The 17,433-nt window shown below is 62.2% G+C and carries 14 protein-coding genes; 5 read left to right on the forward strand and 9 right to left on the reverse strand.

Going from position 1 to position 17,433, the window contains the following annotated elements; translation table 11 throughout:
* The first annotated feature begins 188 nt into the window (after positions 1 to 188).
* On the forward strand, positions 189 to 740 hold the full coding sequence (locus EFD56_RS10650; RefSeq protein WP_016733212.1) for a hypothetical protein: 552 nt from the start codon (positions 189 to 191) through the stop codon (positions 738 to 740).
* A 68-nt stretch (positions 741 to 808) separates the two neighbouring features.
* On the opposite strand, the gene folK is transcribed toward EFD56_RS10650, so the two are convergent.
* The 3 genes from folK to folP are packed head-to-tail and all read right to left on the reverse strand — an operon-like array spanning position 809 to position 2,545.
* Entirely contained in the window at positions 809 to 1,321 is a 513-nt protein-coding gene (gene folK / locus EFD56_RS10655; protein ID WP_012484014.1) for a 2-amino-4-hydroxy-6-hydroxymethyldihydropteridine diphosphokinase, read from the reverse strand.
* A complete protein-coding gene (folB, locus tag EFD56_RS10660) occupies positions 1,314 to 1,679 on the reverse strand; it encodes a dihydroneopterin aldolase (protein WP_009986496.1) in 366 nt (121 codons plus the stop codon). Before folB ends, folK begins: the two co-directional genes overlap by 8 nt.
* Complete coding sequence (gene folP, locus EFD56_RS10665; protein WP_085743640.1) at positions 1,676 to 2,545, reverse strand: dihydropteroate synthase; 870 nt, start codon at positions 2,543 to 2,545, stop codon at positions 1,676 to 1,678. Before folP ends, folB begins: the two co-directional genes overlap by 4 nt.
* Before the next feature lie 102 nt (positions 2,546 to 2,647).
* Between folP and EFD56_RS10670 the strand changes: the two genes are divergently transcribed.
* Complete coding sequence (locus EFD56_RS10670; protein ID WP_085742609.1) at positions 2,648 to 3,274, forward strand: DUF922 domain-containing Zn-dependent protease; 627 nt, start codon at positions 2,648 to 2,650, stop codon at positions 3,272 to 3,274.
* Positions 3,275 to 3,682: 408 nt separating this feature from the next.
* Here EFD56_RS10670 and EFD56_RS10675 read toward each other — a convergent pair whose 3' ends face one another.
* Both EFD56_RS10675 and EFD56_RS10680 read right to left on the reverse strand, forming a co-directional pair.
* Positions 3,683 to 4,003, reverse strand: a complete 321-nt coding sequence (locus EFD56_RS10675) for a 2Fe-2S iron-sulfur cluster-binding protein (RefSeq protein ID WP_011425597.1) — start codon at positions 4,001 to 4,003, stop codon at positions 3,683 to 3,685.
* A 276-nt stretch (positions 4,004 to 4,279) separates the two neighbouring features.
* On the reverse strand, positions 4,280 to 4,663 hold the full coding sequence (locus EFD56_RS10680; protein WP_085742610.1) for an Hpt domain-containing protein: 384 nt from the start codon (positions 4,661 to 4,663) through the stop codon (positions 4,280 to 4,282).
* Between the two features lie 463 nt (positions 4,664 to 5,126).
* Here EFD56_RS10680 and EFD56_RS10685 point away from each other — a divergent pair, with 463 nt between their 5' ends.
* Both EFD56_RS10685 and EFD56_RS10690 read left to right on the forward strand, forming a co-directional pair.
* Positions 5,127 to 12,230 carry an apolipoprotein A-IV repeat region-like domain-containing protein gene (locus EFD56_RS10685; protein WP_126905202.1) on the forward strand — a complete coding sequence of 2,368 codons (7,104 nt, stop codon included), beginning with the start codon at positions 5,127 to 5,129 and terminating at the stop codon, positions 12,228 to 12,230.
* Between the two features lie 101 nt (positions 12,231 to 12,331).
* The gene (locus tag EFD56_RS10690; RefSeq protein ID WP_010003401.1) at positions 12,332 to 12,889 is read left to right on the forward strand and encodes a cysteine hydrolase family protein; all 558 of its coding nucleotides are present in this window, start codon (positions 12,332 to 12,334) and stop codon (positions 12,887 to 12,889) included.
* A gap of 8 nt (positions 12,890 to 12,897) precedes the next feature.
* On the opposite strand, the gene EFD56_RS10695 is transcribed toward EFD56_RS10690, so the two are convergent.
* Both EFD56_RS10695 and EFD56_RS10700 read right to left on the reverse strand, forming a co-directional pair.
* Entirely contained in the window at positions 12,898 to 13,416 is a 519-nt protein-coding gene (locus tag EFD56_RS10695) for a P-loop nucleotide/nucleoside kinase family protein (protein ID WP_064818330.1), read from the reverse strand.
* Positions 13,417 to 13,524: 108 nt separating this feature from the next.
* Entirely contained in the window at positions 13,525 to 14,184 is a 660-nt protein-coding gene (locus tag EFD56_RS10700) for a hypothetical protein (protein ID WP_126905203.1), read from the reverse strand.
* A 336-nt stretch (positions 14,185 to 14,520) separates the two neighbouring features.
* Between EFD56_RS10700 and EFD56_RS10705 the strand changes: the two genes are divergently transcribed.
* A complete protein-coding gene (locus EFD56_RS10705) occupies positions 14,521 to 15,393 on the forward strand; it encodes a D-alanyl-D-alanine carboxypeptidase family protein (RefSeq protein ID WP_064818332.1) in 873 nt (290 codons plus the stop codon).
* Between the two features lie 8 nt (positions 15,394 to 15,401).
* On the opposite strand, the gene EFD56_RS10710 is transcribed toward EFD56_RS10705, so the two are convergent.
* Positions 15,402 to 16,655 (reverse strand): sensor domain-containing diguanylate cyclase, encoded by a 1,254-nt coding sequence (locus tag EFD56_RS10710; RefSeq protein ID WP_064818333.1) that lies wholly within the window; start codon positions 16,653 to 16,655, stop codon positions 15,402 to 15,404.
* A 147-nt stretch (positions 16,656 to 16,802) separates the two neighbouring features.
* A complete protein-coding gene (locus EFD56_RS10715) occupies positions 16,803 to 17,414 on the reverse strand; it encodes an ABC-type transport auxiliary lipoprotein family protein (RefSeq protein ID WP_064818334.1) in 612 nt (203 codons plus the stop codon).
* Positions 17,415 to 17,433: the final 19 nt, after the last annotated feature.

Here is a 17,433-nt window from a genome sequence, read left to right on the forward strand (position 1 = left end):
GTCGCCTCCCCTAGCGTGAACATAGAATAAACTGAACATATTCAATCCGATATAGGCAGACTATTAAAAGCCGCCCGGCATGGCCACCTAACAGCTCCTCGCATTTCGGCACAATCGAAAGGAAGGATTAACCATTCTTCGGCAAAACTTGCTGCCAGTTCGTGAGTGGTGTTTGCCAAGGAAAATCCATGTATTCGCGCAAGTTTCTCTTCGTATGCGGCCTCGCCGCCGCGGCTTTGTCGCCGGTCGCAGATGTCGCTCCGGCAGCCACCGCCGCAACCCGTGACAAGGCCTTTTTCGATTCCGTCGCCGGCTCCTGGAAGGGCCCCGGCGAGATCGTCGCCGGCAAGTACAAGGGCACGAAATTCACCTGCAACCTGATCGGTGAACCCACCGGCGACAGCAATGCCGGCATCAAACTCGATGGCACCTGCCGCGTCGGCGTCTTCAAGCAGCCGATGACCGCGGTGATCTCGCAGTCCGGCTCCAGCTATAAGGGCAAGTTTCTCGACGGCGCCGCCGGCAAAGGTCTTGACGTCGTCTCCGGGGCCGTCACCGAGGACACCGTCGTGGTCGGCATCAACCGCGCCAAGCTGAATGGTGCGATGATTGCCCGCGTGCGTGACGACAAGACGATGAACGTCACCGTTTCGGTCAAGGTTGAAAGCCAGATGATTCCGGTTATCGGCCTGACATTGACGCGTCAGGTCGATGAAATGGCCGTCGGCTCGATCCAGTAGACAGATGGCATGACGGATTTTCCTGAAGCGGCGGGTTTCCCGCCGTTTCGCGTTTCAGGATCCCTGCTTCAAGCCCACCAGGCGCCGCTATCATCGGCGACCTCGATGCCCGTCACGTCAGCGTCGAGCAGCCAGTCGCTGACCGGCCGCCCCCTGACAACAAGGCTCGGGGCGATATCGGCAAGCGGCATCAGCACGAAACCGCGCTCGGTCATCCGCGGATGCGGCAGTTCCAGCCGCGGCGCCTCCTGGACGACGTCGCCATAGGTCAGCACGTCGATATCGAGCGTACGCGGGCCCCAGCGCTCGATACGCTCGCGTTTCATCTCGCGTTCGATCGACAGGCAGACATCGAGCAAAGCTTCCGGAGGAAGCCGGGTTTCGACGGCGGCGCAGGCATTGAAGAAGAACGATTGGTCGGTCTTGCCCCAGGGCGGCGTGCGATAAAGCCGCGACACGGCGGTAACACGACAATCGTCGTGCCCGTCCAGCCTTTGCAGCGCCGCTGCCATCGCCTTCACCGGCTCGCCGACATTGCCGCCGAGGCCGAGGGTGGCGGATCGCCATGCCGCCTCAGGCAAAGTGCTCAACGCTCACCTGCACGAAATCGAGCACACCGGGCACCGGCGCGTTCGGCTTGCGCACCGTGATCTTCGCCCGCCGGACCTGCGGAAATGTCTCGCAGAGCCCCTTGGCGATATCGAGCGCCAGGGCTTCGATCAGATAGCGTCGCTTGCCGGTGACGATCTGCTCGATCACGGTAAAGGCAATGCCGTAATTGACGGTATCGTCGATCGAGTCGCTTTTCAGCGCCTCGCCGGCGACGACATCGAGCTCGGCATCGACGAAGAAACGCTGGCCGAGGAATTCCTCCTCGTCATGCACGCCATGGCGCGCGAAGAAAGCGCAGTTCTGCAGCGTGATCGTGTAGGTGGTCATGTCGGCCGCTTCCTCTCGAATTCCTGGCGCGCATTGAGCATAGCATCGGCGACATCAAGCGCAGCCCTGTTGATTGCGACATTGTGCACCCGGAAAACCGCTGCTCCCTGAAGCCTGAGCAGCGCGCTGGTCGCAGCCGTCGCCACATCCCGGTCTGCCGCCTCGCGTCCGGTCACAGTGGCGAGAAAACGTTTGCGTGAGGTGCCGGCAAGCAACGGCAGGCCGAAGCGCGAAAGCTCGGAAAACCGTGCCATCAGTTCCAGATTCTCCTCTGCCGTCTCCTTGGCGAAGCCGAAGCCCGGATCGAGCACGATGCGGTCACCATTGACACCTGCCGCGGCGGCGATCGCAAGCGATCGTTCGAGGAAATGGACCTGGTCGGCGATCACATCGGCAAGTTTGACCCTATCGCGGCCGGTGTGCATGATGCAGAGCCCCGCTCCTGTCGCCGCGGCCAGTTCCGCGATACCGCTCTCCTTCTGCAGTCCGGAGACGTCGTTGACGATATGGGCGCCGGCGCTGACCGCAAGCTGCGCTGTCTCGGCGCGATAGGTGTCGATCGATATCAGCGCCTGGGTGCGGCCGCGCAACGCCTCGATGACGGGCAGCACCCGCGCCTGCTCCTCCGACGGGCTGACCGGTGCCGCGCCCGGCCGGGTCGATTCGCCGCCGATGTCGACGATCGCGGCGCCATCGCTCACCGCCTGCAGCGCGTGTTCGACGGCGGCATCGACGGTTTTGAAGCGTCCGCCATCGGAAAAGGAGTCCGGCGTCACGTTGATGATCGCCATGATCGCCGAACGACGGCCGAGTTCGATCTCCCGGCCATGGCCGACACGCCATAAACTGCCTTCGAGCCCTATCACCAGACTTGTCCTATTGATGGCGAAAAAAGCCGCCATCCGATATTGCGCTTGCGGTGGCTATGCCCCAAGCTCCTGTCGATTTCAACATGGGTTGCGTTCAGAATGCCGCTTGCAGTGCGTTATATGTGCCTTCCTGTCGCCTTTTCCATTGCTCTTTCCGTCAGCAGCCCCGCGGCAGCCGAAGTGATCGCATCGAAAAGCTACTCCTATTTCGACATCAGCGGCAAAACCGCCGATGAGCTCGACCGCGAACTCAGCCGTCGCGGCCCGACGGCGAGCGGCTCGTCGGCGCGCCATCCGGGCGCCACCAAGATCCGCTTCGGCGGCGAAGCCACCTATATTCAGGACGGCGGCCGCTGCCGCATCGGCAACGTCAAGGTCACGGTCCACACCCAGATCATCCTGCCGCGCTGGAGCAGCCGCCGTGGCGCGAGCAAAGAGCTGTCGTTGATCTGGGATGCACTGTCGAGCGACATCAAGCGCCATGAGGAGCGCCATGCGGAGATCGCCAGAGATCAGGCCCGCGCCATGGAACGCGCCATCCGCGCCTTGCCGCAGCAGCACAGCTGCGAGGCCATGCAGGAACTCGTCTCCAACGAATCAGCTCGCGGTATAGAGGAGCACGATCGGCAGCAGGCGCGATTCGACCGGGTTGAAGCCGTCAATTTCCAGAAGCGCATGTTGAGATTGCTGAATAATCGAATCAACGGCCGAGCCGGCGGAAAATAAAGGTTTTTTAAGCTGCTTGCGAGGGGAAATACTTAGCTGCGCAACAAAACTTGTGTGAAACTTGTGCGCTCCCCAGCGTTTTAATGGTCATTTTTCATTCTGGCAGACTCAACCGGAACGCGTTAATATGAACACATTCGAAAGTTCAGCTACGGTATCTGGACTTTCCTCGCTGGGTTCTCCTGGCGCGTTCCGAAGCCGCGGATGCTCCTCCCTCATCCGTAGGTAATGCGCCCGCCTCGCCTCGCTCGCACCAGCGCGCGAGGCGTCTTTTTTGTGGCTATGGCAGCGACCGCGGCGAATGCATGTCACCGGAAGTGTGCAGCGCTTCCGGGATAACGACAGGCATCAAAACAAAGAACAAAGCGCATCGCGTGAATTTGATGCGACGCGCTTTAGGCGCCGGCCTCAAGCCTGACGTTCAGGAACGTGCACGACGAGCCCGTCATAGGCAGCCTTCATCCGGATCTGACAGGAGAGCCGCGAGGTCGGGCGCACATCGAAGGCGAAGTCGAGCATGTCTTCTTCCATCGCTTCCGGCTGGCCGACCTTCTCCGTCCATTCTTCATCGACATAGACGTGACAGGTCGCGCAGGCGCAAGCGCCGCCGCATTCGGCCTCAATGCCGGGCACCGAATTGCGCACGGCATTTTCCATCACGGTGGAGCCTTGATCGACGTCGAGGTCGAAGCGCGTTCCGTCGAAGGCGACGATGGTAAGTTTGGGCATCAGGACTATCCGGTCTTCAAAGGGGTGGGCGGCTCTACTTCCGACAATTCGACGCATCAGTCAACATTGCGAAATTCGCCATAACCTCGCAGATCAGGCGGTCGCCCGCCGTCTTCAATGCGTCATATCGGGCGTCGCAAAAAGACCCGTGGTTCCGCAATGGAACAGCGGGCCTGCTGCGCAATTCCTTAAGGATAAGATTACACGGCCATTCAAACCGCTACAGTGTTTGAAAAGACGTGCGGCGCTGTGGCTCCAAAGACGGTGAAAGAAAGATCAGCCGCGGCAGAGCTTCAGGATGAAATTCTCCGCATCGAGGACGGCAGCGCCCAGCGCCGCCATCGCACCGGCATCGCCGCCGGTCTCCTCGATGACTTCCGCCGTCTGTGACACGCGAAATGCGCCGACCGAACTTGCCGCGCCTTTCAGCCGGTGCGCGGCGGCTCCGACACGCACGGTCTCGCCGCTCGCAATATCCTGGAGACACGCGCGGGCTTGGCGGGCAAACATCTGAAGGACTTCGATTTCCAGCGTCTTGTCGCCCATCGTCTGCTTTGCGAGATGAACCAGGTCGATCGGCCGGACCATGGAGGGACAGGGTCCCTTTGCATTGTCCGGCGTCTCGAATACGATATTCGATGCTGCCATCTGGGCCGCCATTTGCCAATTCTCCCGTCTCACGTCGTCCGCACTTGCAACAGTTCTGCGCCAGGAGGGTGGCCATCCCGTTAAATTCCGGCACAGCGAGCGCGGAAATCTCGGCATATGGTTAACGTCCGTTAAATATCCCTAAATTATTGGTTTTTAAGCGGGGTCTCGGATTCAAAATTGTTAACAACAGGTTAACGGGCCGCAAATCTCAAGCCTTCATTAATTGTGTGAAGAGCCCAGATGTGTCACTACGATACTGGTGGAGCGGGTTTATGGTACGCGCCTTTGCCGAGTGAGTGGATAATGGTAGTGTTTTGATACCTTCCGTTTGAAAAAGCGGCTATCTACTCTGAAATGACATGCTTATCCGTCCGCGGTTGGGATGGAGGGCCGTAACGGCAAGTTGTTCCGGGGCAAGGCGGAAGCCTGGGCAGCGCTGGCGGACCGGCCGACAGTAACGAGGCGTAACCGAATGGCGAATAACAAATACAATGAGTCGATAGAGGACAAGGCGTTCAAGGCATTGGACGAGGCGCTCCAGATCGATTTCGGCAAGGATAACGTGCCGTCTCGCCGCGGCGACGCGCCTGAGGCGCCGGAGGGGAATGTGTCTGATCCATCGAATGCGCGTAATCAGCAAGCCCAGGAAGAAGCGCAGCGCCGCAACCGCCGCGGCGCCAACGGCGACCAGGCTTCCAGGGCTCCGGCTTTCGCACCCGCCAATGACGCCAGCCGCACTACGCCCGCCTCTATCCTGAAATCTTTCGACGGCGCCTCCAGCCGCTCGGCGATGCGCACCGCCACCCTGTTTTCCGCGCTCTGGGTGATGGCGGGCCTCGGCCTGATGTCGCTGCTTTACGCGCCGCAGATCTGGCAGATCCGCTCGGTTGCCGATCTCGTCGCCCTGCCCGGCGTCATTGCCGGCCTGGTCGGCATCATCGTTCCTGTCATGATGTTCTATGCTTTCGCCATCATGATCTCCCGCGCGCAGGACATGCGCAACGCCGCCCGCTCCATGGCAGAGGTGGCATTGCGCCTGGCAGAGCCCGAAACCATTGCCTCCGAACGCATCATGACCGTAGGCCAGGCGGTGCGCCGCGAGGTTTCGGCCATGAATGAAGGCATCGAGCGCACCATCGCGCGCGCCTCCGAACTGGAAACGCTGGTCCATTCCGAAGTCAACGCGCTGGAGCGTTCCTATGCGGACAACGAATTGCGCGTGCGCGGCCTTGTCCACGAACTCGGTTCCGAACGGGAGGCGATCGTCAACCATGCCGACCGCATCCGCACGTCGATCGGCAGCGTCCACGACCAATTGAAGGAAGAACTGTCGCTCGCAACCGAAGAGATCGCCGTGCGTCTCGCCACGTCGGGCGAAGCCTTCGCCTCGCTGATCGACACGCGTGCAGCGACGATCCTGGAAAAATCGGACAGCGCCCTTCAGTCGATGGGCAGCCTGCTCGCCGCCAAGACGGACAGCCTGCTGCAAACGCTCAACGCGTCCGGCTTTGCGCTGGCCACCGAATTCGACAACCGTCTCGAAGCGCTCACCGTCAATCTCAACGAGCATGGCGAAAAACTGCTCAGCCAGTTCGAGACGCGCGCCTCGACGATGGATAGCAGCACCGAGAAGCTGAATGCGGCGCTGAACGAGCGCACGCACCAGCTCAACGAAATCCTGATTGCCCGCACCCGCGAGATCAACGAAAGCCTGACATCAGGCGAACGCACCATCGGCGGCACGCTCGACGACGTGTTGTCGAAACTGAACAGCGCGCTGGACGAAAAGGGCGCGAGCTTCCGCCAGAGCCTGCAGAGCACCGCCGACGACACCGTCATGGATCTCGACCTTCGCACCGGCTTCTTCGAGGAGCGACTGCAGACGACCGTCGCCCAGCTCTCGACCGCCTTCGATGAGCGCGTTGCCGAGTTTACCAGCGCTTTCGACAAACGCACCGGCTCGCTCGACACAAAGCTGATGGAAAGCCTCGCCCGCATCAATGAGACACTGACCGGCGGCTCGGATTCGATCGACGGCATCCTCAATTCCAGCATCGACCGCCTCGGCTCCTCGATGACCGATCAGTCGCTGGCACTCGCTGCCGCGCTCGCCACCGGCCACGAAATGCTGGAAAGCACGCTCGGCACCCACAGCGAAGAAATCACCACAGCGCTGACCAGCCGCACCGGCCAACTGACCTCGGCGCTGCAGAACGCTACGTCGGACATCGCGCTGGCGCTTGCATCGGGCACGTCCGACCTGCAGAACAATCTCCAGGCGCGCTCAGCCGAGTTCCGCGATACGCTGCGCACCACCACCAGCGAGCTGACCGCCGCCGTCGCCGCCGGCACGCAAGAGGTGACCACCGCCTTCGGCGGGCGCGCCGAGGAGTTGAGCGGCCTGCTGACGGCACGTACGGCCGAAATCAGCGAGGCGCTCGGCGCCGCGCATGGGCGCATCGACAGCGTCATGGCAGAGCGCGGCGGCGCGCTCGTCGATGCGCTGACGAGCCATCACGGCCGCTTCGAGGAAGCGCTGTCCACCCGCTCCGACGCGATCATCAACGCCGTCGCGGGCACCCACGATCGTCTCGCCGAAACGCTCGACGAGAAGGCCATGGCGCTTGCCATCTCCTTGAACGAGAGCCAGGCCCGGATCGAAGATACGCTCGAAACCCGCTCCGCCACCCTGCTGAACGCTGTTTCCGGCACCCATGACCGACTGTCCGAGACGCTCGACGAGAAGGCAATGGCGCTCGCCATCTCCCTGAACGAAAGCCAGAGCCGCATCGAGGACACGCTCGAGACCCGCTCCGCAGCCTTCCTCAATGCCGTGTCGGGCACGCATGAGCGGCTGTCGGAAACCCTCGATACGAAGGCAGCAGCGCTGACGACGTCTCTCGACGAGAGGCACGCCCGCATCGAGGATGCGCTCGGGACACGCGCCGAAGCGCTGCTCAACACCATCGCCGGCACGCGTGACCGCCTTGCCGAAACGCTTGATGAAAAGGCAATGGCGCTTGCCATTTCCTTGAACGAAGGCCAGTCTCGTCTCGAGGACACGCTGGAAACGCGTTCCGCTGCCCTGCTGAACGCTGTCTCCGGCACCCACGACCGCTTCGTCGAGGCGCTGGACGGTAAAGCGTCTGCTATTGCCACCTCGCTGAGCGAGACCCAGGCCCGTCTCGAGAATACGCTCGAAACCCGCTCGGCCGCCCTGATGGATGCCGTTTCCGGCACGCATGACCGCCTCTCCGAAACCTTGGACGAAAAAGCTATGGCGCTTGCCATTTCGCTCAACGAGAGCCAGGCGCGCATCGAGGATACGCTGGAAACCCGCTCCGCGGCCTTGCTGAATTCCGTTTCCGGCACCTACGACCGCTTCTCCGAAACTCTCGACGAGAAGGCGATGACGCTGGCCATCTCGATCAACGAGAGCCAGGCACGGATCGAAGACACGTTAGGGACCCGCTCCGAGGCCTTCCTCAACGCCGTCTCGGGCACGCATCAGCGTATCTCCGAAACGCTCGACCAGAATACATCGGCGCTCGCTGCTACCTTGAACGAAGGCCAACGGCGACTGCAGGATACGCTGGAGACGCGCTCGGAATCCTTCCTCAACGCGGTTTCCGCCACCCATGACCGGCTGTCCGAGACACTTGACGATCGGGCGATGGCGCTGGCGATCTCGCTGAACGAGAGCCAGAGCCGCCTCGAGGAGACACTGACCTCAGGTGCCGATGCGATCACCAATGCGGTCTCCGGCACGCATGAGCGCCTGAACGGCGTGCTCGACCAAAAGGCCAGCGCGCTGGCCGCTTCGTTGAATGAGGGCCAGGTTCGCATCGAGGAAGCCCTGGCACATCGCACCGCCGCGATTATCGGCGCCGTGACGGCAAGCCACGACCGCCTCACCGATTCGCTCGACGAAAAGACCATGGCGCTCGCCATTTCGCTCGACGACAATCAGAGCCGTTTCGACAGCGCGCTCGAAGCCCGCAGCAATTCCATGATGGAAGCCGTCGCCAGTGCCGAGGCGCGCGTCGCCGGCGCCTTTGCCGACAAGACTGATGCGATCCATAACGCCTATGCCGACAATCAGCAGCGGCTCGAAAATGCGCTTTCCCAGCACAGTGCGGCGCTTTCGGGCGCTCTCGATGCCGGCGGCGCCCGCTTCGAGGATCTCGTCGGCGGCTTGACCGGCCGCATCGAAGGCCGCCTGAGCGATGCCCATGTACGTCTCGGAGGCCTTGCCGAGGAGGCCGCAGCGCGCATCGAAAGCGGACTGGATTCTGCCCATGAGCGCATCCGCACGACGCTTGAGGATCGCGCCAACGCCATCGATCTGTCGCTGAACCAGGCCCATGCGCTGATCAGCGATACGCTGACCGAACAGGCGACCAGCATCGGCACATCGGTGGCGACGACCGTCAGCATGCTCGAAATGTCGCTGGAGCACCGCGAGGCCTCGATCCGTCAGGCGATCGATGCCAGCGCTCAGACATTGGAAGAGCGCATGCATGCCGGCGCCGGCCAGATCGCCGGCCGCTTCCAGGATGCGGCAAACGCGATTTCGAGCTCCGCCCAGAACCTTTCCACCCACCTTGACCAGTCGGTCGAAAGCCTTGCGGAACGTCTACAAGAAACCGGCTCCCGTATGGAAGCGGGCCTCACCACCATCGAGAGCCGCATCCGAGACGGCGTCGGCGGCGTTGCCGATAAAATCGATGCGGCCAGCAGCCAGCTGTCCGGCGTGCTTGCCGACGGCATTTCCCGCCTCGGCGCGCTTGGTGACGACACCACCCAACGCATCTCGGCGACGCTCGAAGGCAGCGCCGCAAATCTCACCCAGGCGATCGACAGCCGGACCACCAATCTGGCCGAGACCCTCGACAGCCGCACAAGCACACTGACGGGCGCCATCGAGGGCCGCACCGCAAGTCTCGGCGAAACCCTCGACCGCGGCAACGCCCGCATCGAGGAACGCCTCTCGACCATGGATCGCGCCTTGACCGTCGGCCTCGACGCCGTCAACCGCACCATCGAAGGCAAGGCCGCCGGCCTCGCTTCGACGCTGCGCAGCGCCGTGGCCGAAGCAGCCCAGGGGATGGAAGGCGAAGCGACGAGAACCACCGAACTGCTCGGCAAGACCGGCCAGCAATTCGCCGAGGATCTCAATGCAAAAAGCGACGAATTCACCCGCACCATGGATGAACGTTCGTCGCAGATCGTCACCCGCGTCGCCGAAGCCCAGAATCGTTTGGCGACCCAGGCCGCTGCCGTCGCCCAGACTTTCTCGGAAGCCGGCAATGCCATCGTCAACAAGGTCGCCGAGGCCGAGACCATCGTCGGCACGCAGGTCAATGCCATTTCCAGGGCCCTGTCGGATGCCGGTCAGTCTCTCGAAGCGCGCGGCAATGCCATCCGCACGACGCTGTCGGGGGCCGGCAGCGAGATTTCCGCCACCATGGCGGATGTCGACCGGGCGCTCGAAGCCCGCAGCAGCGCCATCCGCACAAATCTCGAGGAGCGCAGCCGCGAGATCGATACCACCCTCTCCGACATCGATCGGGCGCTCGAAGCGCGCAGCAACTCGATCCGCACGACGCTTGAGGAACGTACCCGCGACCTCAACTCGATGCTATCGGGCCGCTCGATTGAATTGACCCGCATCCTCGACGAAACGGCCCGCCCGATCATCGATCGCTATACCGATGCCGGCGAGCAGGCTGCCGCCCGCATCACCGCCGCCGCCAACCTCAGCGCCGACCGTCTGCGCGCCGAAAACGAAGCGCTCGCCAGCGCGGTTGCCGCCCGCACCGAGAATGTCGCCAACGCCGTCAGCGCCATCGAGAGCAGCCTGGTCGGCAATGTCAACGGTCTGGTCCAGCGTATGTCGGAAAGCAGCGCGGCAATGGCCATGATGATGAACCGCGCCGCCGAGCAGCTGACGAGCGTCGACGGACGTCTTGGCGAAACCACGACGCGTTTTGCCGACTCCGCCACCAAGGCCGCCGAAATGGTCAATGCCTCGACCCGGCTTCTCGAAGGCAAGGTCGATCGCCTCTCCGACATTTCAGGCCAGACACTGGCCCAGGTCGGCGGCATCATCGGCCGCTTCGACGAACATTCCAAGGTTCTGACCCAGGCCTCGCAGCTTCTCGGTGCCGCCCAGTCCAACCTTGCCTCGACCCTTGAGGAGCGCGAGAGCGCGTTGCAGGCGCTGTCCGTCAGCCTGGTGCAGCGCTCCAGCGAGATCGAAAAGACCATGCTTGGCCTCGGCGGCATGATCGAGACCGTGTTCGAGCGGGCCGAGCAGCGCTCCAACCAGGTCACCGGCAATCTGCGCCAGGGCGTGCAGTCCTCCTTTGCCGATATCGGCCGCATTCTCACCGAAACCGAAAAACGGGCCCAGGAAGCGGCCGAGACGATGCGCCAGGCGATCACCCGGGCCGGCGACGAGGCCAACACGACGATCGACGGCACCTTCGCCAATGTCGAGCGCCGTTCCGGCGATCTCTCCAATCGGATTCGCGGCGGCCTCACCGCCTCGCTGTCGGAAGTCGAGCGCATGCTCGCTGAGGCTGGCCGCGCCTCCGACGGTGCCGCTCAAACCATGCGGGAATCGCTGCGCGAGGCGATCGAGGATGCCGTCGGGCGCTTCTCCGGCGCCACCGAGGATATCCGCCGCTCCGCCGCCGACATTCGCAGCGAGCTCGACGCCACCCGCGCCGAACTGAAGCGCGGCGCCTTCGACTTGCCCGAGGAAGCCAAGGAAAGCGCCTCGGCCATGCGCCGCGCCGTCGCCGAGCAGATCAAGGCGCTTCAGGATATTTCCCAGCTCGTCGGTCGCTCCAGCCAGCAGCTTGAAATCTCCGAGCCCGTCGCCCGCTCCCTGGCTCAAGCGCAGCCGGCGCCACGCGCCGCTCAGCCGGTTGCCGCTCAGCCGCCGCAGCCGGCGGCACCCCCGCCGATCGAAGCGACGGGTCTGCGCGGAACGATCGCGCCGTCTGCTCCGGCTGTCGCCGCTCAGCGCGCCCCGCAGCCGGCCCCGGCTCGCCAGGAATCAGGCCACCAGGAACCGGGCCGGGAAAGCGGCGGCTGGATCAGCGATCTCTTACGCGGTGCATCCCGTGACGAAGCCGCCGACGAGGCGCCTGCCCGGGCTGCGGCCCGCCCGGCGGAAACCGCCGCACCGACGACGCGCAGCAACGACAGCCGCAATCCGCGCCATGTCGTGGAATCGCTGAACTCGCTCTCGGTCGATATCGCCCGCGCCATCGACCACGATGCCTCGGTCGATCTCTGGCGCCGTTACCAGCGTGGCGAGCGCGACGTCTTCACCCGCCGCCTCTACACGCTGAAGGGCCAGCAGACCTTCGACGAGATCAAGCGCAAATACGATCGCGAACCGGAATTCCGCACCGCTGTCGACCGCTATATCGGTGATTTCGAAAAGCTGCTCGCCGACGTCGCCCGTACCGACCCGAATCAGACTGTCACCCAGTCCTACCTCACCTCGGATACGGGCAAGGTCTACACCATGCTCGCCCATGCAGCGGGCAGGCTCCGCTAAGCCTGGCCGAAAATCGTAATCGGAAGCCGCTTGATCGTCTCAGGCGGCTTTCCCTTTTGAGGCGGGTTGATCTGCTTCTCAGCCATGGAACCGTGAACCGAATGACCAAGGCCCTCGTGATCATTGATGTGCAGAATGCAATTCTCTCCGGCAAGGCCAAGCCGGAGCGGCAGTCTCTCGTCGATGCCGCACTGGATCAAACCGTTGCTCGCCTCGCATCGCTGCAGGAGCTGGCGAGACAGGCAGGCGCGCCGGTCGTGCTGGTCCAACATGACGGAGACAGCGGCCATCGATTGGCGGTCGGCACGGTGGGATGGGCACTGCGCCGGGAGTTTGCCCCGCGGGAAGGCGAGGTCGTCGTCCGCAAGCAAAGCGCCGACTCCTTCTTCGAGACCGATCTCGCCGAACGCCTGAACGAACGGGCGGTCACCCATCTCGTCATCGGCGGCTGCATGTCGCAATTCTGCGTCGACACGACCGTCAGGCGCGCCGTTTCGCTCGGCTATGACGTGACGCTGGTGGCGGATGGCCATACCACAGGCGATACGACGATCCTCACCTTCTCCGAAATTGTCGCCCACCACAACGAAACCCTTGATGGGTTCGACGCGGGCAAGGCGTCGGTGGAAATCCGCGCCGCAGCCGACATCGCCTTTTAGCATCGATATCAGATCGGAAGCAGGTGCGTGGTCCTGAGCTTGCTGATCAGCGCCTCGACGACCTCTGGCACATCTCTTGCAGCGGTATCGACAACGATCGGCCTCTGCCCCCAGTCGTCGTAATTTCGCTCGACGACTTCTTGCCACGTCGGTTTGACCAGACCTTCCACATCGGTTTTGCGGGTCTCGACCCGGCGGCGATGTTCGCTCTTGTCGGAACAGATCACCTCGACCTCGGCCGCAATCACGCCGGAGCGCGCAGCGACCGCCAGCCAGGCCTCGCGGGTTATCGTCAACGGGTTGACCGAATCTGCGATCACCAGCCTGCCGAGCGCCAGATTATCCTCCGCAATGCCGTAGGCGACGACATAGCCTGCCGGGCCGATGTCATTGGAAGGGTCAACCGACGTTCTGATCGCGTGCTCGATCGTATCGACCCTCACATATACGGCTCCGAGCCGTCTCGCGAGGGCGCGCGAAATAGTCGTCTTTCCACTACCCGGCAAGCCGCCGAAGATCACCAGCATGGCCTCTCATCCCGTTCTTCCATGAGTGCACGTCAGGCAGAAAGTCCGAAAGTCTTAGCGTTGAGGAATCGGCAGAAATTCACAGATCGGACCCGCCCCTGATAGCATCTATTGTGCATTGCCGGCGGCAGTCCCGGCAAGATCATTTGCGGCCCACGCCTGGATCGCTTGCTTGAACACACGGTCACCACTGACGCCCTTTTCAAGCGTCAGCAGTGCCCATGTGCCGTCTTGATAGGAAATCGGCAAATCGATCCATTGGCGTTCAAGCAGTTCGAGGTTCCGCGCGCGAGCCTCAGGCAGATCATTGAGGGCCAGCATGTAAAGATTATCCGTGACCTTGGCCGGCACGGCTATCAATTCGTCACCGCGAGCGCCTTCTGTTGCCTTCATTGACATGCGCATGAGACTGTAAATTCCGCCTGCCTTAAATCCTGGCGCGATCTGAAACGACAATTCAACAAGGTGGCTTGCGGAGACGGAGGCATCTGCATTCCGTTCCAATGTCAGCACCGCGGTAAGGCCACGCTTCGGCACCGCAATATGCGCTTGAATGACAGGATCGGAGCGCCCGCTGGCGTCGGTGCGCATATCAATTGACCAGGCGACAGAACCAGGAAGAATCGTCGGCTGTGCGCTCCCCAGCTTCTCCTCATACAGGAACATTTGAGGGACAAGCGAACGCGGAACGGAGCGTCCGGATGCCGCAAAAGCGGAAAAAGCGATCACACCTATGCCAACGACCAGAATCATTGCCGAGCGCATCATCGAATCCCATCCCTCACAGCAGACGCTGTCTCCTACTCTGTAATTTCTTAAATCGGAATTATGCAGCAACTCAAAGGGCGGCAGAAATTCCTAAACAACTGCAGCGGCAGAAACCGGGACGCCACGCAGTCCCGGTTCCGTCTTTCATCGATCAGTTGCCCGCCCCAGCTGTAAAAGCGCCCTTGTCAAAACCGAAGACGACGAAACAAAAGCGATCAGCTGTGGATAGGACCTTTTTATTGCCGCCTGTCCTTCATTTCGTCACAAACTTTCTCGATCGGCTTGCGTTTAGCCAAGGGCTCACCCGGCCGTCTAGAGACAGAGACAGTGATACCGATGACCAAGATGACCTCCCGCCTGCGCGCCACTGCGCTCTCCTCCGCCTTGCTGATGGGCGCGTTCGCTCAGGCTGAGGCCGGCCAGGCAAGCTTCGTCGTCGATGCGCAGTCGGGTCAGGTCCTTGAAGCCTCCAATCAGGACGATCTGAACTATCCGGCATCATTGACCAAGATGATGACGCTCTATCTCGCCTTCGAGGCGCTGCATCAGGGACGTCTCACCTGGGAACAGAAGCTCACCATGTCGGAAAATGCCGAGAGCAAGGAGCCCTTCAAGCTTGCCATCGGCGCCGGCCGTCAGGTGACGCTGCGTGAAGCGGTCGAAAGCATCGTGGTATTATCGGCCAACGACTCCGCCGTGGCGATCGCCGAACAGCTCGGCGGTTCGGAACAGGCTTTCGCCAGGGCGATGACCGACAAGGCGCACCAGCTCGGCATGAAGGACACGGTCTTCAAAAATCCGTCGGGCCTTCCCGATCCGGAGCAGGTGACAACGGCACGCGATATGGCGACCCTCGGCGTCTCGTTGATGCGGGACTTCCCCGAGGAATTCAAACTCTTTTCCATGCGCGGCTTCCAGTTCCGCGGCATGAAACTGCGCGGCCACAATAACCTGATGTATCGCTATGACGGCGTCGACGGCATCAAGACCGGCTATACCGACGCATCCGGCTACAATGTCGTGACCTCGGCGCTCAAGGGTGGCCGCCGCGTGGTCGGCGTCGTCATGGGCGAAAAGACCGCGAGCATCCGCGACGACAAGATGGCGGGCCTGCTCGACAGTACCCTGTCGCCGTCGACCGCCACGGCCTACACCACACCGGGCACCCAACCCGGGGCAACGATGACGGATATGCAGCCGACGAAATAGGCCGCTGTCTATCTGAACGCCACTTCCAGGTGCTGCCGGTCTTGCGCAATCACCCGGCACTTTGTCTCGAAGCCTTCGCCTTTGATGGCAAGGATGAATTCCGAAGGAATGCCTGTCGTATTGGAGACCGAAATTCCGGCGCTCTCGGCGCCGATGGATTTGACGGTGCAGTCGATGGTCGAACGCCGATCGTTGAAGAGGATGAACCCCGCCTTCAGCACCCGCCGCCGAGCGCCGATCGCGTGATCGGCATGGATGGAACTCCATGACACACAGCGGTTCCGACCGCCGTGCTTGGCCTGATACATCGCGGCATCCGCCTGTGCCAATAGGGTCTCGATGTCCTTGCTGACGATCGAAAGCGCCGAGCTTCCGAGGCTCGCCGTGACGTGCAGAATCCCATGATCGCCGTGGATCGGCTGGAAGGCGATGGCGGCGCAAAGTTTTTCGGCGACCGCGAGGGCACCTTGACGATCGACATGCGGCAGCACGACGGCGAACTCCTCGCCGCCGATCCGGCCGAAGAGATCACCCGCACGAAGGGTCGCCTTGCAGACCGAAGCCACCGCCTTGAGAACCGCGTCTCCCGCGGCATGTCCATACCGGTCGTTCACCTGCTTGAAATGGTCGATATCGAAAACGATACAGGACAGCTCATGCTGGTGCCGCAAAGCGAGCGAAATCAGCTGGTCGGCCTCTTGTTTAAAGGCGCGCCGGGTCATCGCCTCGGTCAAGCTATCGGTGGCAGCCGACTGCATGAGATCGATGCGGTCCATCGCCGCCGCTGCCAGTTCCTCAAGAATGCCAAGATCTCTGCTGCCGAACGATCGTGGCCGGCGGTCGATCGCGCATACCGTGCCGATCATATGCCCGGCCTTGGTTCTAAGCGGCACGCCGGCATAAAAGCGGATATGGTCCTTGCCGGTCACCGAAGGATGCCGCGCAAATCGCGCATCCCTGGTGGCATCCTGCACGATGATGGGCTCGTCGCAGTCGACCACGCAACGGCAGAACGTATCTTCCAGCGACACTTCGTCGGCCGAGAGGCCGGAACAGGCCTTGTACCACTGCCGGTGCCCGTCGATCAGCGATATGATGCCGATGTCGATGGAAAAGATCTGCTTGATCAGGCGGACGATCCGCTCGAAGCCTTCGTCTCTCGGCGTGTCGAGGAGATCGAGCTGCTGCAGCGCAGCCAAACGGTCGTTTTCGCGCCCGATCGCCTCCGGCGACGACTTTCCGAACACTCGTGCAACCACCATGCAGCGTGCCTCCTGACAGCGTTAACATGATGGGTTCCACAAATTCGTGAAAAATTTGAATACGATGGCAGCCCCAGCCACAGGGGGCCGAGATTTTTTCAGAATCAGCAACTCTTGATGTCGAGGCGGCGATCGCCAAACGCCATCTCAGATTGAACGCAGCGTCCAGCTCACGATCTCGGAGACGACCGTGGAAAAGGCGCGGTCGAGAGACTTGACGAAGCCGGCATTGTCGCCGCCGGCCGGCGCCGTGGCGCGGAACACCTTCTGGGCTCGCACCGAGCCGTTGCGGTCGTTGAGGATCTTGACGGAGATTTCGATCACCGCCTGGTTGCCGCTCGACGCATCGATCTCGAAGGAGCGGATGTCGGTGACGACCTGGTAGTCGATCGCCAGCCCCTGCCCCGGCAAGCCGACGCCGCCGAGCTTGCCCGAATTTTCGAAGGCCTCGACCAGTTTCGACTGCACCATGCGCGGGAGCTTGTCGCCCCACTGCGCCCGCGAGAGATATTGAATTTCCGAGGGCGAGACACGGATGACGATCTGTTCGCTATCGAGCGCCCTCAGCGCCGTCGGACCGGCAACGAGGATCTGCCGCGATTTGGCCGCCGGTCCGTCGCCGTCGACGGCGCCCGACAGGTCAAAGGTGTCGTTCTTGGCCGCGGTGCCGCACCCGGAAAGGATCAGCGCCGTCAGCGGCAGCGCGATCACCGTTCCCCTGATCCACGAACGGCGCGACAACAGATGCGATGCGACCATATTAGGCTACCCCTGACTT

The sequence above is a fragment of the Rhizobium phaseoli genome, assembly GCF_003985125.1.
Classification (GTDB): domain Bacteria; phylum Pseudomonadota; class Alphaproteobacteria; order Rhizobiales; family Rhizobiaceae; genus Rhizobium; species Rhizobium phaseoli.

What these genes read in the sequence shown, in the direction of transcription:
- EFD56_RS10650 (WP_016733212.1), top strand. Translation starts at nt 189, where the DNA reads ATGTATTCGCGCAAGTTTCTCTTCGTATGCGGCCTCGCCGCCGCGGCT.
- folB (WP_009986496.1), bottom strand. Translation starts at nt 1,679, where the DNA reads ATGACCACCTACACGATCACGCTGCAGAACTGCGCTTTCTTCGCGCGC.
- EFD56_RS10670 (WP_085742609.1), top strand. Translation starts at nt 2,648, where the DNA reads ATGCCGCTTGCAGTGCGTTATATGTGCCTTCCTGTCGCCTTTTCCATT.
- EFD56_RS10675 (WP_011425597.1), bottom strand. Translation starts at nt 4,003, where the DNA reads ATGCCCAAACTTACCATCGTCGCCTTCGACGGAACGCGCTTCGACCTC.
- EFD56_RS10680 (WP_085742610.1), bottom strand. Translation starts at nt 4,663, where the DNA reads ATGGCGGCCCAGATGGCAGCATCGAATATCGTATTCGAGACGCCGGAC.
- EFD56_RS10685 (WP_126905202.1), top strand. Translation starts at nt 5,127, where the DNA reads ATGGCGAATAACAAATACAATGAGTCGATAGAGGACAAGGCGTTCAAG.
- EFD56_RS10690 (WP_010003401.1), top strand. Translation starts at nt 12,332, where the DNA reads ATGACCAAGGCCCTCGTGATCATTGATGTGCAGAATGCAATTCTCTCC.
- EFD56_RS10695 (WP_064818330.1), bottom strand. Translation starts at nt 13,416, where the DNA reads ATGCTGGTGATCTTCGGCGGCTTGCCGGGTAGTGGAAAGACGACTATT.
- EFD56_RS10700 (WP_126905203.1), bottom strand. Translation starts at nt 14,184, where the DNA reads ATGATGCGCTCGGCAATGATTCTGGTCGTTGGCATAGGTGTGATCGCT.
- EFD56_RS10705 (WP_064818332.1), top strand. Translation starts at nt 14,521, where the DNA reads ATGACCAAGATGACCTCCCGCCTGCGCGCCACTGCGCTCTCCTCCGCC.
- EFD56_RS10710 (WP_064818333.1), bottom strand. Translation starts at nt 16,655, where the DNA reads ATGGTGGTTGCACGAGTGTTCGGAAAGTCGTCGCCGGAGGCGATCGGG.
- EFD56_RS10715 (WP_064818334.1), bottom strand. Translation starts at nt 17,414, where the DNA reads ATGGTCGCATCGCATCTGTTGTCGCGCCGTTCGTGGATCAGGGGAACG.